This is a genomic window from Guopingia tenuis (assembly GCF_014384805.1).
Lineage (GTDB): Bacteria > Bacillota > Clostridia > Christensenellales > Christensenellaceae > Guopingia > Guopingia tenuis.
This window is the reverse complement of sequence record NZ_JACRSS010000001.1, coordinates 696,300-711,097: the sequence shown is the minus strand read 5'-3', so window position 1 is coordinate 711,097 and position 14,798 is coordinate 696,300. Positions and strand designations below refer to the sequence as shown.

15 protein-coding genes are annotated in these 14,798 nt (G+C 55.6%); 14 read left to right on the top strand and 1 reads right to left on the bottom strand.

The genetic code is table 11. The features are described from left to right. Nucleotides 1-2: 2 nt before the first annotated feature. Entirely contained in the window at nt 3-1,874 is a 1,872-nt protein-coding gene (locus tag H8693_RS03385; protein ID WP_249279787.1) for a YhgE/Pip domain-containing protein, read from the top strand. A gap of 567 nt (nt 1,875-2,441) precedes the next feature. On the opposite strand, the gene H8693_RS03380 is transcribed toward H8693_RS03385, so the two are convergent. Further along, the gene (locus tag H8693_RS03380; protein WP_249279786.1) at nt 2,442-3,623 is read right to left on the bottom strand and encodes a tRNA(Met) cytidine acetate ligase; all 1,182 of its coding nucleotides are present in this window, start codon (nt 3,621-3,623) and stop codon (nt 2,442-2,444) included. 129 nt (nt 3,624-3,752) lie between these two features. On the opposite strand from H8693_RS03380, the gene pta reads away from it, so the two are divergent. The 13 genes from pta to lysS all read left to right on the top strand — a co-directional run bounded on the left by pta (nt 3,753) and on the right by lysS (nt 14,505). Beyond that, nucleotides 3,753-4,748 (top strand): phosphate acetyltransferase, encoded by a 996-nt coding sequence (gene pta / locus H8693_RS03375; protein ID WP_178621792.1) that lies wholly within the window; start codon nt 3,753-3,755, stop codon nt 4,746-4,748. Nucleotides 4,749-4,779: 31 nt separating this feature from the next. Beyond that, entirely contained in the window at nt 4,780-5,979 is a 1,200-nt protein-coding gene (locus H8693_RS03370; protein ID WP_249279785.1) for an acetate/propionate family kinase, read from the top strand. An 84-nt stretch (nt 5,980-6,063) separates the two neighbouring features. After that, nucleotides 6,064-6,561 carry a YceD family protein gene (locus H8693_RS03365; protein ID WP_249279784.1) on the top strand — a complete coding sequence of 166 codons (498 nt, stop codon included), beginning with the start codon at nt 6,064-6,066 and terminating at the stop codon, nt 6,559-6,561. A 20-nt stretch (nt 6,562-6,581) separates the two neighbouring features. Continuing rightward, complete coding sequence (gene rpmF, locus H8693_RS03360; protein WP_249279783.1) at nt 6,582-6,767, top strand: 50S ribosomal protein L32; 186 nt, start codon at nt 6,582-6,584, stop codon at nt 6,765-6,767. A 602-nt stretch (nt 6,768-7,369) separates the two neighbouring features. Beyond that, nucleotides 7,370-7,903: a cyclase family protein gene (locus H8693_RS03355; RefSeq protein ID WP_178621784.1), complete on the top strand. Its 534-nt coding sequence runs from the start codon at nt 7,370-7,372 to the stop codon at nt 7,901-7,903. A gap of 4 nt (nt 7,904-7,907) precedes the next feature. Further along, on the top strand, nt 7,908-8,612 hold the full coding sequence (locus tag H8693_RS03350) for a TIGR01906 family membrane protein (protein WP_249279782.1): 705 nt from the start codon (nt 7,908-7,910) through the stop codon (nt 8,610-8,612). Further along, nucleotides 8,602-9,651 carry a tRNA (adenosine(37)-N6)-threonylcarbamoyltransferase complex transferase subunit TsaD gene (gene tsaD / locus H8693_RS03345; RefSeq protein ID WP_249279781.1) on the top strand — a complete coding sequence of 350 codons (1,050 nt, stop codon included), beginning with the start codon at nt 8,602-8,604 and terminating at the stop codon, nt 9,649-9,651. Before H8693_RS03350 ends, tsaD begins: the two co-directional genes overlap by 11 nt. A 75-nt stretch (nt 9,652-9,726) precedes the next feature. Next, complete coding sequence (locus H8693_RS03340; RefSeq protein ID WP_249279780.1) at nt 9,727-10,455, top strand: N-acetylmuramoyl-L-alanine amidase; 729 nt, start codon at nt 9,727-9,729, stop codon at nt 10,453-10,455. Further along, a complete protein-coding gene (locus H8693_RS03335) occupies nt 10,452-10,889 on the top strand; it encodes a Mini-ribonuclease 3 (protein WP_178621776.1) in 438 nt (145 codons plus the stop codon). Before H8693_RS03340 ends, H8693_RS03335 begins: the two co-directional genes overlap by 4 nt. A 3-nt stretch (nt 10,890-10,892) precedes the next feature. Continuing rightward, on the top strand, nt 10,893-11,660 hold the full coding sequence (gene rlmB / locus H8693_RS03330) for a 23S rRNA (guanosine(2251)-2'-O)-methyltransferase RlmB (protein ID WP_178621774.1): 768 nt from the start codon (nt 10,893-10,895) through the stop codon (nt 11,658-11,660). A gap of 51 nt (nt 11,661-11,711) precedes the next feature. Beyond that, nucleotides 11,712-12,395: an RNA polymerase sporulation sigma factor SigH gene (sigH, locus tag H8693_RS03325; RefSeq protein ID WP_249280109.1), complete on the top strand. Its 684-nt coding sequence runs from the start codon at nt 11,712-11,714 to the stop codon at nt 12,393-12,395. Between the two features lie 95 nt (nt 12,396-12,490). Then, on the top strand, nt 12,491-12,979 hold the full coding sequence (greA, locus tag H8693_RS03320; RefSeq protein ID WP_178621772.1) for a transcription elongation factor GreA: 489 nt from the start codon (nt 12,491-12,493) through the stop codon (nt 12,977-12,979). A 26-nt stretch (nt 12,980-13,005) separates the two neighbouring features. After that, complete coding sequence (gene lysS / locus H8693_RS03315; RefSeq protein WP_249279779.1) at nt 13,006-14,505, top strand: lysine--tRNA ligase; 1,500 nt, start codon at nt 13,006-13,008, stop codon at nt 14,503-14,505. Nucleotides 14,506-14,798 lie beyond the last annotated feature (293 nt).

Genomic DNA, 14,798 nt, shown 5'->3' with positions numbered 1-14,798 from the left:
AAATGAAACACAAAAAATATCGGTGGACGGCCCTGCTTTTGGCGGCGGCTATGACTTTGGGCTGCGTGGGAGTCGCCTATGCCGGGGCGGAAAATGGAACCGCAGCGGCTCAGGCGAATGTTTCCGGCATGGAAAAGGAGGAGACGGTCTATGTGCTCTCCAAAGCGGACGGCTCGGTGAACCAGATCATCGTCAGCGACCATCTGAAAAATCCGGAGGGCGCGGCTTCGATTCCGGATTCCAGCAGTCTTTCGGATATCGAAAATGTGAAGGGGGAAGAAACCTTTACAACCCAGGGCGGGGAGATGGTCTGGGCAGCCAATGGCGGCGACATCTACTATCAGGGAACCTCGGATAAAGAGCTGCCTTTGGATATGCATGTGAAATATACGCTGGACGGCCGGGAGATCGCGCCGGAGGAGCTGGCGGGAAAGAGCGGCAAGGTCACCATGCGCTTTGACTATGTCAACAAGCAGAAAGTGACGGTGGCAGTGGATGGGAAGCAGATGGAGGTTTCCGTGCCCTTTGTCGTGATGACCGGGCTGGTTCTGGAAGGCGATCATTTTAAGAATGTCACCGTGGAAAACGGCAAGGTTTTGGACGACGGCGACCGCTATATTGTCACGGGCATGGCATTGCCGGGATGGAAGGAGAGCCTGGAACTGACCGGGGAGGAGATAGAGATTCCCGAATATGTGGAGATCACGGCAGATGTTACCGATTTTTCCCTGACGGCCAGCGTGAGCGTGGCGCTCTCGAATATTCTGGATGAACTGGATCTGGCGGATATCGACGATATCGGGGACCTGACGGACTCTCTGAACGATCTTTCCCAGGCATCCACGGCGCTTGTGGAGGGAACCGAACAGCTCTATGACGGCGTGAGTGAGCTGGCGGAGAAATCCGGAACCCTGACCAGCGGCATTGACAAGCTGAATCAGGGTTCCCGGGAGCTGAAAGATGGTTCTAGGAGCCTGGCGGCGGGAACCGGCGAACTGGCCAGCGGCATGAAGGATCTTTCCTCGAATATGTCCGGCCTGACGGACGGGCTCAAGGATGCGGCGGCTGGCGGCAATGCGCTGCAGCAGGGATGCAGCCAGCTGACAGAGGGGGCCCGGGAGCTTTCCAATGGTGTTGCGGCGGCTCAGGCCGGGCTGCAGAGCCTCTCGGAAGGCATGGACACCGCCTATGGCAGCCTGACCCAGACGATTGCAGCTAACGAGAAGGTATTGGAAGGGCTGAAGGCTGTCTATGCCCAGATGCCCTCGGAGGATATTCAAACCATGATCGGCACTCTGGAGCAGACGATTGCCGGGCAGAAGCAGATCGCTGCATCCCTAAAACCCGGGAATCAGGGATTGAAGGACGGCGTACTGGCGCTGCAAAGCGGCGGCAGGGAGCTGGCGGATGGGGCCGCGGCCCTGCAGGAGGGCATCGGCCGGGTTTCGGTCGGCGTCGGTGATTTGCAGAACGGACTGAACCAGGCCTATGCGGGAAGCCAGGCGCTGAATGATGGGGCGCAGAAGCTTTATCAGGGCTCGGCGGAGGCCAGTCAGGGGGCGGCAGCCCTGCAGCAGGGGAGCAGCCAGCTGAACGCGGGCATTGGTGCGCTGAAAGACGGAAGCGGAGCCTTAATTGAAGGAATCGGCCAGCTCAAGGAAGGTGCATTGACCTTGCGGGACGGTATGGCTCAATTTGACGAGGAAGGTATCCGCAAGCTGGTGGACGCTTTTGATGGCGATTTGCAGGGCCTGGTGGAGCATTTCAAGGCCATGCAGAAAGCGGCGGAGGCGTATAACAACTATTCCGGCCTGCGGGACGGCATGGCGGGAAGCGTAAAATTCATCTATAAGACGGATGAAATCGGCGAATAAGAAAAACACAATAGAAACAGGCGGAAGGATTTCTTTCCGCCTGTTTTTTGGAAAAATGGAAATGTGCGGGCGGAAATGGACGGTGAGGTATGGGGCTTATGGCGTGCAGATGGAAAATGTTTGGAAGACAGGCCGCTGAAACAGGGCGAAATATGTATTTTCGCGGGACAGCAAGAATATCGCAACAATATAAATCCGGCAAGCCGTTTTTTCCGGGAAAGGAGCGGTGCAGAATTTGCCCCTGGTTCTTTCCGGTCATTTCCGGCAAAACGCATAGACTCTCCGGAAAGGCATGGAGAGGAGGAAAAGCGTGGGCAAAGGAAAACTTTTTGCGCAGGGAAATTACAGAGGAAACGAAAGGGGAATATCAAACGCATCTGGCAAAACCGGCAGTGGAGTATTATTCTTCAATACTTTGACAGGAAGGATTCAACATCTTTATTCGGCAGGATAAAGCGTCGTGCAAAAGAAAAGAAAAAGACCTTTTCCATTTGCATAGGAAATACAAAAGATAAGCCCAAAGAAGATATGGAGGGCAGGCCGCATTCCTGCCGCCCCGGGGCGTATTTAACGCGGCGGCTCGATGAGCAGGCCCTGGGTATAGTCCCGTCCGGCGGGCTGGATAGGACGGCAGAGCAGGCCATAGAGATCCGAAGCACGGATATCCAGGGCCAGGCCGGGGGAGAGCCGGTCCTCCCGAGGCTGGGTGATGACGGGAATGCGGGAATGCTGCGCCAGATGCGAGAGCAGGTCCCGGCGCTCCTGCCGGATGCCGAGAACCCGGGCATAGGGCGGTTGGGCGTCAATGGACTGTATTTGTCCTGTGGTAATCCCGAAAAAGCAGGCGAGAAGCAGGCGGGAAAGCCGCGTATAGGGATGGCGGCGGGATTTCATGGCGGTCAGCAGTTCTTCCCGGTTTCTGGCGGTTTTGCTCGCCGCGGCCAGCTTGTTTTCCAATCCCTCCGCCATGCCATAGATTTGGGAAAGCTCACCGGGCGCGGCAGAGCGCAGGGCATAGAGCAGGGGGAGGGAAAGGCTGTCCGGGAATACGGGCGGCGGATAAAACTCCGGCGGCTCGGTCAGGGCAGCTTCGGCCTCCCGGCCTTCCCGCAGGGCACGGCGAATGGCCAGGGCGCTGGAAAATTCACCGTCCAGCCCCTCCGCGAGATACTGCGAACCCCGCCGGGGAATGACGACGGGCCGGATGGCACTCCCGGTTTTTTTCAGGGCCTTCAAATATTCCAAGGCTAAAATGGCGTTGGGAGAGGCGAGAATATCCCGAACCTCCGGATGAGGGAATACGGCCTGCACGGCCCGGCTGCGGGCAGCCGGGAAGGACAGGCCCTGGGAGAGGGCGTCTGCAAGAGCCGCCTGATAGACCGGCGGCTCCTCTGCCAGCATGCCTGCCAGCTCCTGCAAAAGGGAGAGATCTGCCGCCTCGCTGCCAAAGCTCAATGCATCGATGCAGTGTAAACCATTGAGAATACGCACCGCTCCCATGGCGAACCGTTCGGCACTGGCGCAGGCATAGGAAACCGGCAGCTCGATGACCATATCCGCCCCGGTGCGGAGGGCCAGCCGGGCACGCATCCATTTATCGAATACGGCGGGTTCGCCCCGCTGGACGAAATTTCCGCTCATGAGAACGATGAGGGCGTCGCAGCCGGTTTGCCGCCGCGTCTTAGCCATATGATAGGCGTGGCCGCGGTGCAGCGGGTTGTATTCTGCGATGACGGCGGATATTTTCATAAAAAACTCCTTTTCAAATGGAAAAGTTTCCGTTATAATATCAATTATAAGTTATTATAACAGATTTTTTTAACCCCCAGACGAAATTTTTATCAAACGGGTAATCAATAGAAAAGAGGTAAATTTGTTATGGCATTGATGGATGCAATCAAGGCGAAGGCAAAGGCAGATGTGAAACACATCGTTTTGGCGGAGGGAACCGAGCCGCGTACAGTCGAGGCGGCGGGGATCATCGCGAAAGAGGGCCTTGCCAAGGTGACGCTGCTGGGCGATGTGGATGAGATCAAAAAGGTGGCCGCAGGGAAATCCCTCGAGGGCGTGAATCTCATTGATCCCGAGAAGCAGGCGAACTTTGACGAATATGTCAACGACTTCTATGAAATGCGCAAAAAGAAGGGCATGACCCCGGAAAAGGCCCGGGAGACCATGAAGAACACCCTGTATTATGCCACCATGATGATCAAAAAGGGCGCGGCAGACGGCATGGTTGCCGGAGCCATCAACTCCACGGGCAACACCATCCGCCCAGCTCTCCAGATCATCAAGACGGCGCCCGGAATCTCCATCGTCTCCAGCTGCTTCCTCATGGAAGTGCCGGATAAGTCCTATGGAGACAACGGCGTTCTGGTGTTCGGCGACTGCGCCATCTGCATCAACCCCAGTGCGGAAGAGCTGGCGGCCATCGCGGCAGCTTCGGCGGCAACGGGCAAAGCTCTTGCCGGCATCGATCCCCGGATCGCCATGCTGTCCTTCTCCACCAAGGGAAGCGCCAAGCATGAGTTGGTGGATAAGGTTGTGGAGGCGACGAATATCCTAAAGGAAGCGCATCCCGAGCTGAACGTAGATGGAGAACTGCAGGCGGATGCGGCGCTGGTGGAAAGCGTTGGGCAGTTAAAGAGCCCGGGCAGCAGCGTGGCAGGAAAGGCCAACGTTCTCATTTTTCCGGATATCCAGGCGGGAAATATCGGATATAAGCTGGTGCAGCGGCTGGCGGGCGCCGAGGCGATCGGGCCGATCTGCCAGGGACTGGCCAAGCCGGTCAACGACCTGTCCCGCGGATGCAGCGTCAGCGATATCGTGAGCGTTGTGGCCATGACGGCCGTGCAGGCGCAGCAGGCGGAATAACAGCAAAAACAGCGATTGGATGGAGGAAAACATGAAATATATCTTAGTAATCAACGCAGGCAGCTCTTCTTTGAAATACCAGCTCATCGACATGACGGATGAGAGCGTCAAGGCCAAGGGCATTGTGGAGCGTATCGGCGCCAAGGGCTCGGTTTTGAAGCACACCACCACCGGCAAGGACAAGGTGACCATTGAAAAGGAAATGAACGACCACGAAGCAGCGATGAACGAAGTTATCGCGGCCATGACCAACCCGGAATACGGTGCAGTGAAAACTATGGATGAGATCGATGCCATCGGGCACCGGGTGCTTCACGGCGGAGAGACCTTCAGCGCGCCTTCGCTCGTCAACGACGAGGTTTTGGACTGCGTCCGGGAATATATCGAGCTGGGGCCGCTGCACAACCCGGCCAATATCAAAGGCATCGAAACCTGCATGAAGGCTATGCCCGGCAAGCCCAATGTGGCTGTGTTTGATACGGCGTTCCATCAGACCATGCCGGATTATGCCTATCTTTATGCGCTGCCCTATGACGCCTATGAGAAGCACAAGATCCGCAAATACGGCTTCCACGGAACCTCTCATCGCTATATCGCGCAGCGGGTTCCCGAGGTTCTGGGCAAGGCTCCCAAGGATCTGAAGATTATCACCTGCCACCTGGGCAACGGCTCCAGCATCGCGGCAGTAGACGGCGGCAAATGCGTGGACACCTCCATGGGCCTCACGCCTCTCGAAGGCCTGGCCATGGGTACCCGCTCGGGCGATATCGATCCAGCGGCCATTCCCTATCTCATGAAGAAATACAACATGACGGCGGAGGAAACCGTAACCTTCCTGAACAAAAAGTGCGGCATGCTGGGCGTTTCCGGGGTGTCGAGCGATTTCCGCGACCTGCATGAAGCCCGTCTGGCGGGGAACAAGAAGGCGGATACTGCCCTCAAGATGTTCTGCTACCGGGTAAAGAAATATATCGGCTCTTATGCGGCGGCCATGGGCGGTGTGGACGTGATCGCCTTTGCCGGCGGCGTGGGCGAAAACGACTGGGACGTTCGGGAATGGTGCCTGGAAGGGCTGGAATTCATGGGCGTCAAGCTGGATAAGGAAAAGAACAACGGCCGCGGCGAGGAAAAGATCATCACCACGCCGGATTCCAAGGTTACGGCCATGGTGGTGCTCACCAACGAAGAGCTGATGATCGCCCGCGAAACGGCGCAGATCTGCGGCAAATAAGGCTCCGGGGCGGCAAAAAACTATTGACATTCGCCGGGATTCTTATTATAATTTCACTTGTTGGCTGTTGAGGCGAGGTGGAGCATGAAGCAATCCGTGGAACAAGCATTGGAGAATATGGGCCGGGTCTATACCCTGGAGGCCGCCGAAATGCCCGTGGATTGGGAAGATCCGCTGGATGTATCCTTTGCATCGCCCATCGCCGTCAAGGCGGAATATGTCTTTGACGGAAAAGCCGTCATCTTTCGGGGCACGATCCATGCGGACATCGAGGCCCAGTGCGGAAGCTGCCTCAAGGAATTCCTCTATTCCATGGATATCCCCTTTGCAGACGCGTTTTCAAGGGAGCCGGACGAAGAAGAGGGCGAATATGGATTTGACGGGGAGGAAGTCCTTCTCGACAAAATGATCCTCGACGAAATATCCCTTCATCTGCCCGTGCGGTTTTTATGCCGGGAGGACTGCAAGGGACTCTGCCCGATTTGCGGCAAGGACCGGAATGCAGGCCCCTGCGGATGCAAGCCAAACGGCGAGGTGAAAAAAGACAATCCGTTTGAAAAATTAAAAGGATTATTTGACTAGGACGAGGGAGGTGTAGATACATGGCAGTACCCAAGAGAAGAACATCCAAAGCGGTGACGCGCAGCAGAAAAGCAAACTGGAAGCTTTCCATGCCGGGCATGGCGGAATGCCCCCAGTGTCATGAAATGAAGCTTTCCCACAGAGTTTGCAAGAACTGTGGGTATTACAACGGCAAGGCTGTTGTAAACGTGGATGCGGCAAAATAAGGACAGAAGAAAAAACGCTGAAGAAATTCAGCGTTTTTTTATTGGCCTGCGGCATGGCGTTGGAAGGGAAGGAAAAGCCGGAAAGGGCAGAGATACGAGAAAAGAGAAATACTGCCTTTGTGGACCGCCGAAATTCGCGCCAAACGGAGAAGGGAGCCGCCGGAGAGTAGAAGCTGCGCATGAGGGCCGGTATGGAAGACAGCCCGCCAAGCCGGGAACAGGCAGCCTATGAAACCATAATGAATGTGCTTCCAGCCGTCGGAGCACAGGAGCAGAACGGAAATATAGAGGGATTTCCGAGATCATCCCAATTCCGGGCTTCGCTGGTGGAATAGGGACGGAGCCGCCCAGAATGGACGCATCCGCCTGGCCGGGGAGAAAAGCTGCGCCCTATTCTGCAATTTGGATGGGCCGAAGGCCGGGAAAGAGAGGGAGCAATGGCCGGAGCCAGATTTTTTGGAATATGCCGCCGGTTCGAAACGGAAAGAGCTTGCAGAATCTGGTTGTCGAATTTGCGGGTTTTAACGCCGCGGCGCACTTGAAAAAAGCAGGAGAAGCATTTATAATGGAAACCGTATGTTAGGAAGAAAGTAGGGGAAAGTATGCGAGTCATTGACATAACCCATAAATTGGACGAGAATGTGGCCATCTATGAAGGGGATCCGCGGTTTTCCATGGAAACATGGAGCACCGTGCAGGATAACGGCTATATGCTCTCCAAACTCCGGATGGGAACCCACACGGGGACCCATATGGATGCGCCCTGCCACTTTATCGAAGGGGGCAAGACGGCGGCAGAGCTGCCCATTAAACAGTTTGTCGGGAAATGCCTGGTGACGGATAACATAAAGATGGTGGAGCCGGGCTGCCACAGGGTCATTTTGAAAGGCAAGGGACGGCTGAACCTGGACGAAGCCCAGTGGCTCATCGATCATCGGGTGCATCTGGTGGGAACGGCGGCGCTCTCCATTGGAAACGACCAGGTACACAAGTTGCTTTTGGGCAATGAATGCGCCGTTTTGGAACTGCTGGATCTCAAAGATGTGGAGAAAGGCCGCTATATTCTCTGCGCGGCGCCCTTGAAGATCGATGCGGATGGAAGCCCGGTTCGGGCTTGCCTCATCGAGCCGGACTAAGGCGATGAAGAAGGCAGCTTTCATAAAGGGCGGCGCTGTCGCTGCCGGGCTTTTGGTGATTTTGGGAATTGTGATCCAGTGGATTGGGATTCTTTGCTTTGACAAGGGCTTTTATGCCCGGGAATATGCCAAGCTGGGCACGGCGGCTTCCATCGGCATGAGCCAGGAGGATCTGGATGCGGCAACGCAGGCGCTTTTGGATTATACCCGGGGCGCCCGGGAGGATCTGTCCGTCACGGCAGAGATCCGGGGCGAGCGCCGGGAAGTGTTCAACGAGCGGGAGACGCTGCACATGGCAGACGTGCGAAACCTGTATCTGGGGGCGATGACCTTTGGGTGGATTGCTCTTGCGGCCGGGCTTGTCTATTTTGTTTGGGCGATCTTCTTCTCCCGGGAGCGGCAGGCGGCCCTTATGGGGTATATCCACGCAAACTGGGCGTTCCTCTTGCTGTTTGGCCTGCTGGCTTTGTTTGCGGCGCTGGATTTTAATACCTTCTGGACGAATTTTCACCGTGTGTTTTTCACCAACGACCTATGGCTGCTGGATCCGCGCACGGATATTTTAATTCAAATGGTGCCCGGCCAGTTTTTCTTTGACCTGGTCATGCGCATCGCTTTTGCCTGCGTGGGGACGCTGGCGCTCCTGCTTTTGGGGGCATGGTTGGCCCGCCGGCACGAAAGACGAAAAGGAAAAGGAAATGCGGTATAAGGAACGCGCGGATCGGCAGATCCGGGAGCTGCGAAAAAAGGAAAATGTGCGCATTTTGGCCATCGAAACCTCCTGCGACGAGACGGCGGCGGCGGTGGTGGAAAACGGCCGGAGAGTGCTTTCCAACACGCTTTTTACCCAAATCGCCATCCATGCGGAATACGGCGGCGTGGTGCCCGAGATAGCTTCCCGCAACCACCTGGAAAAGCTGCCCTATATTGTGGATCAGGCTCTGCGCGAGGCGGGCTGCACTTTTGGAGAAATCGACGCGCTGGCCGTCACCCAGGGACCGGGGCTGGTGGGGGCGCTCCTGAATGGAGTTTCCTATGCCAAGGCGCTGGCTTTTTCGCTGGATAAGCCGCTGATCGCGGTCAATCATATGGAGGGGCATATTTCAGCCAACTATATCACCTATCCGGAGCTGGAGCCGCCCTTCCTCTGCCTGGTGGTGTCCGGCGGGCACACGAATATCGTGAAGGTAGAGGATTATGGCCGCTATGTTCCCCTGGGCGCGACCCGGGACGACGCGGCAGGCGAGGCGTTTGACAAGGTGGCGCGGATTTTGGGCCTGCCCTATCCCGGCGGGCCGCATCTGCAAAAGCTGGCGGAGCAGGGAGATCCGGATGCCTATCATTTCCCCAAGAGCTTCCGGGGGGAACATCATCTGGATTTTTCCTTCAGCGGCCTGAAAACCGCGGTAATCAACCTGGTTCACCGCATGGAGCAGCGCGGGGAAAGCTTTAACCCGGCGGATGTGGCGGCCAGCTTTCAGAAAACCGTGGTGAGAACTCTGATGGAAAATACCTTTGAAGCGGCCCGACGGGAGCATATCAAAAGAATCGCCCTGGCGGGGGGCGTCAGCGCCAATGCCGCCCTGCGAGAAGAGGCGGCCCGGGGCGGGTTTGCCCTCTATCTTCCAAAGCTCTGCTATTGCACGGATAACGCGGCGATGATCGGCTCCGCGGCCTATTACCGGATGCTGCAAAGCCCGGCGGCGCAGCTGTCCCTGAATGCGGATCCTTCGCTTCCCCTGCTTTAATATTGCGGGGAACCGGCGCATAGAATGAACCGCAGGACTTTTCCGGCGGAAAAGGGCAAAGAGGGAGGAGAGAATATGGGAAAACAGCGGACGAAAAAGCAAATGGATAAAAAAAGAGTGAAGCTGTTTGTCACCTTTGGGGTTTTATTGGCGGTTTTGGCCGGGTTGGTGCTCTATCTCACCTCTCTGGGAGAGACGGCGACCGTGGGTGCAACGGCTGAATTTATAGGGAAAAAATTTGTCATTGATCCGGGACACGGCGGTTTCGACGTGGGGACCTCGGGAACCAACACCAAGGTAGAAGAGGATCATCTCAATCTTGAAATTGCCAAAAAGCTCCGGGATGGCCTTATAAAGTCGGGAGCGGAAGTGGTGATGACCCGAAGCGACGGAGAAGCGATTGCGCCGACAAAAAAAGAGGATATGGCCAAGCGCCGGGAGATCATCGAGACGAGCGGGCAGGATCTGACCATCAGTATCCATCAGAATTTCTATGAAGACCCGGATGTGTGCGGGCCGCAGGTGTTTTATGCGCCGGGCTCCGTGGAAGGGGAGAAGCTGGCACGGTGCATCCAGGAACGGCTGAACAAAGATTTGGAAGTGAAGAAGCCCCTTTCTCATAAAGAAGGAAACTATTATATCGTCAAGTCAGGAGCGGCCCCGGCGGTCATTGTGGAATGCGGGTTTCTTTCCAATCCCGAGGAGGAAATCCTCCTGGGCAAAAAATTCTATCAGATCAAGATCGTCAAGGCGATTATGGAGGGCATGGAGGATTATCTGGCGGAGGCCAAAACAAACGCATGAGGGAAGCAATCGAGGAAAAGCAGATAACGGAGGGCCTTTTGAGTCCTATTTCCAAGCAGGAGGCCCGGATGAAAAATCCGCTGGTGCTGGCATATATCGGCGATACGGTATACGATCTGTTTGTGCGCACCAGCCGGGTCAAGGCCAGCGGCGAGCATGTGAACCTTTTAAACCGATGGGTCTGCGGCGTGGTGAATGCCCGTGCCCAGGCGGAAGCGGCGGACAAGCTCCTGCCCATGCTTTTGGAGGATGAGGCGGATATCTACCGCCGCGGGCGCAACGCCAAATCGGCGACCACGCCCAAAAATATGGATATCGGCGATTATCATAAGGCCACGGGCCTGGAAGCCGTGGTGGGGTATTTATTCCTCGTGGGGGAATATGGCCGGTTACACGAGATTTTTGAGGCGATTCTGCCGGAAAGTGAAGCGTAAGGTTTGGAAAAGGAAAACATACTCATTGGCCGGAACACAGTCCGGGAGGCCATCAAAAGCGGCCGCAGCATCGACGCGGTTTTTGTTGCGAAGGACAGCAGGGACGGCAGCCTGCGGGAAATTCTGGCATTGGCAAAAAAACAGGGGATTGTCGTAAAGGAAACTGTGAAAAGCAAGCTGGACGAGCTGTCCATGCCCTTTGGCTATCAGGGCCGCCCGGGGAATCACCAGGGAATTGTCGCCCAGGTTTCCTCTATTGTCTATGCAGAACTGGAGGATATTTTCAAGCGGGCTGAGGAAAAGGGAGAGCCGCCCTTTCTTGTCGCCCTCGATGGGATTACGGACCCCCAGAACCTGGGGGCGATTGTCCGCAGCGCAGAGGTGCTGGGCGCCCATGGCGTCGTGATTCTGAAGCGGCGCAGCGCATCCATGACGGCGGCTGCCTGCAAGACGGCCTGCGGCGCGGAGGAATACATCCCCATTGCCCGGGTAAACAACCTGGCGGCGGCTATCGACGAGGTGAAGGAACGGGGCGTTTGGGTAGCCGCGGCGGATATGGACGGGCAGGACGCTTTTGGCGCCGATCTGACCGGCGCGCTCATGCTGGTCATCGGGGCAGAGGGCGAGGGCGTTTCCCGTCTGGTGAAGGAACGCTGTGATTTCACGGTTCGTATTCCCGTCCGGGGCCATGTGGAATCGCTGAATGCCTCGGCTGCGGCAGCCGTACTGCTCTATGAAAAGGTGCGGCAGGACGCGGGAAAGAAAAAATAGAAAGGGAGTAGCTTTTTGGATTATCGGATCGACGAAGAACTGGAAGAGGAAATGCAGGCGCAGCTGGAGGAGGAAGAAATTCCCGAGGAGGAGCTGGAATTTGACGAGAAATATGCCCAGCTTTCGGATAATGAGCTGGCAGCCCTGGCCAACAGCGACGACAGCCATGCGCAGGACTATCTCTTGAATAAATATAAAAACTTTGTCCGGGCCAAGGCGCGTTCCTATTTCCTCATCGGCGCCGACCGGGAGGATCTGGTGCAGGAAGGGATGATCGGTCTCTATAAGGCCATCCGGGACTACAACAGCGAAAAGCAGTCCTCCTTTCGCGCCTTTGCCGAGCTTTGCATCACGCGGCAGATCATCACGGCCATCAAGACCGCGACCCGGCAGAAGCATAAGCCGCTCAATTCCTATGTGTCGCTGAACAAGCCCATCTATGACGAGGAATCCGACCGGACACTCATTGACGTTATCATCGGCAATAAGGTTTTGAATCCCGAAGAAATCATCATCGACCGGGAGGATCTGGCGCATATCGAGGCGAAGATTGGAGAGATGCTCTCGGATCTGGAATGGAAGGTGCTGAGTCTCTATTTGAAGGGCAAGTCCTATCAGGAGATCGCCCAGCAGCTGGGCCGGCGGGTAAAGTCCATCGATAATGCCCTGCAGCGGGTGAAAAGCAAGCTGGAAACATATTTGCAGGAAAACCGGAAGGAACGGGCCGGCGATTGACATTCGCGGGGCCATAAAATATAATAAATCTATTAGCCACATGCAGCCGGAAAGGCTGTTTTCGATAGGATGAGAATGGCGGAGGTAAGAGAAGAATGGCAAATGAATTTGTATTGACCAAAAAGGGCAAGGCGGCTCTGGAGGAGGAGCTGGAATATTTAAAAACCGTCAAGCGGGCGGAGATTTCCGAGCAGATTAAGGTGGCGCGTTCCTTTGGCGACCTGAGTGAAAACGCGGAATATACCGAGGCCCGCAATGAGCAGTCCCGCATCGAGGGAAAAATTCAGGGACTGGAAAAGACGCTGCGGACGGCGACGATTGTGGATGACGACGAGATCAACCTGGAAAAGGTAGGCATCGGCACAAAAGTCCGGATTCTGGATACCGAGACAAACGAAGAGGAGACATATCAGATTTTCGGCTCCATGGAAAGCGATGTGGCGAATAATATCATTTCCAACGAATCCCCGGTAGGGCAGGCGCTCCTGGGCAAGTCCGTGGGAGAAGAAGTCATTGTGGAAGCTCCCGGCGGAGAGATCAAGCTTGTCGTTTTGGAGATATCCAAGGCGGATGGGAACGACTGAGACCAGGGAAAGGAACAGGAAAGAGCATGGGACAGGAGATAAAGAATAACGGAGCGGCGCAGGAGGATGTTTCTCAGGTCGTTCGCGTCCGGCAGGAAAAGCTCAGGGCGTTGAAGGAGCAGGGGAAGAACCCCTTCGAGATCGTAAAGTTCGACCGCACGGCGGATTCCAAAGAAATTCTCGATCATTTTGAGGAGCTGGAGGGCAGCGAGGCGGCGATTGCCGGGCGGATCATTTCCAAGCGTGTTATGGGAAAGGCCAGCTTTTTCCATATTATGGACGGAGCGGGGAAAATTCAGTGCTATGCCCGCAGGGATGTGATGGGCGATGAGCCCTATGCCCAGTATAAAACCTATGATATCGGTGACATCGTGGGAGTCAAGGGGGAGGTTTTCCGGACCAACGCAGGGGAAATTTCGGTGAAATGCCATGAGGTTACGCTCCTTGCCAAATCCCTTCAGCCGCTGCCGGAGAAGTTCCATGGCCTCAAGGATACGGATCTGCGCTATCGCCAGCGGTATGTCGATCTGATCGTGAATCCGGAGGTCAAGGAGGCATTTGTCATCCGTTCCAAGGTCATCAAATATATCCGGGAATATCTGGATGAAAAGGGATTTATCGAGGTGGAAACGCCGATTCTTCATGCTACGGCCGGCGGCGCGGCAGCCCGCCCCTTTATCACCCATCACAATACCCTGGATATCGATATGTATTTGCGCATCGCCACCGAGCTGCATTTGAAGCGGCTGATTGTTGGCGGTTTTGAGCGGGTGTTTGAAATCGGGCGAATTTTCCGCAACGAGGGAATGGATACCAAGCATAATCCCGAGTTTACGACGATGGAGCTGTATCAGGCCTATACGGATTATCACGGCATGATGGAGCTTTGTGAAAATCTGTTTGCCTATTGCGCCAACAAGCTCTATGGCACCACCAAAATCACCTATCAGGGCGAGGAGATCGATCTGACGCCGCCCTGGAACCGCATGACCATGGCCCAGGCCGTCGAGCAGTATACCGGCGTCAACTTTGCGGCGGCGCAGTCGGACGAAGAGGCCCGGGAGCTGGCCAAGTCTCTGCATATGGAAGTGAGCGGCGATGAGACGCGGGGCACGCTTCTGAACGCGGCCTTTGAGGAATTTGTGGAAGAAAAGCTCACACAGCCCACTTTTATCATGGATTATCCCGTGGAAGTGTCGCCGCTTGCCAAACGCAAGGCAGACGAGCCTTGGCTGACCGAGCGGTTTGAGCTGTTTATCACACGCCGGGAGATCGCCAATGCCTTCAGCGAGCTGAACGACCCGGTGGATCAGAAAGAGCGTTTCCTTGCGCAGCTGAAAGAGCGGGAAAAGGGCGACGAAGAGGCGCATATGATGGATGAGGATTTTGTTAACGCTCTGGAATACGGCATGCCGCCCACGGGAGGGATCGGCATCGGCATCGACCGGATGGTCATGCTTTTGGCGGACGCTTATTCCATCCGCGATGTTCTCCTCTTTCCGACAATGAAACCGATTGGGAAATAAGGCGAGCAAAAACCCAGTAACCATGCGGGTTTGCGGGCATATAAAGGTTTGTGAAAAAAGGAAATTTACCCCTTTACCCCAAAGGACGCCTGTATTTTTGCAGGAATTGCCCGCCGCGCTGAGACAAGGTATGGCGGAATGCCAGGAACGGAAATATAGAGATGAACCAGGATGCTGTAAAAACCGAGAAGACAGCATCCTGGTTTTGTTTTGGGAATATATGGAATACACTTGGTTCGGCTGCGTCTTAATATTAGCTATATTTGCCGCTCCTGCCCATCTATACGCCAAAT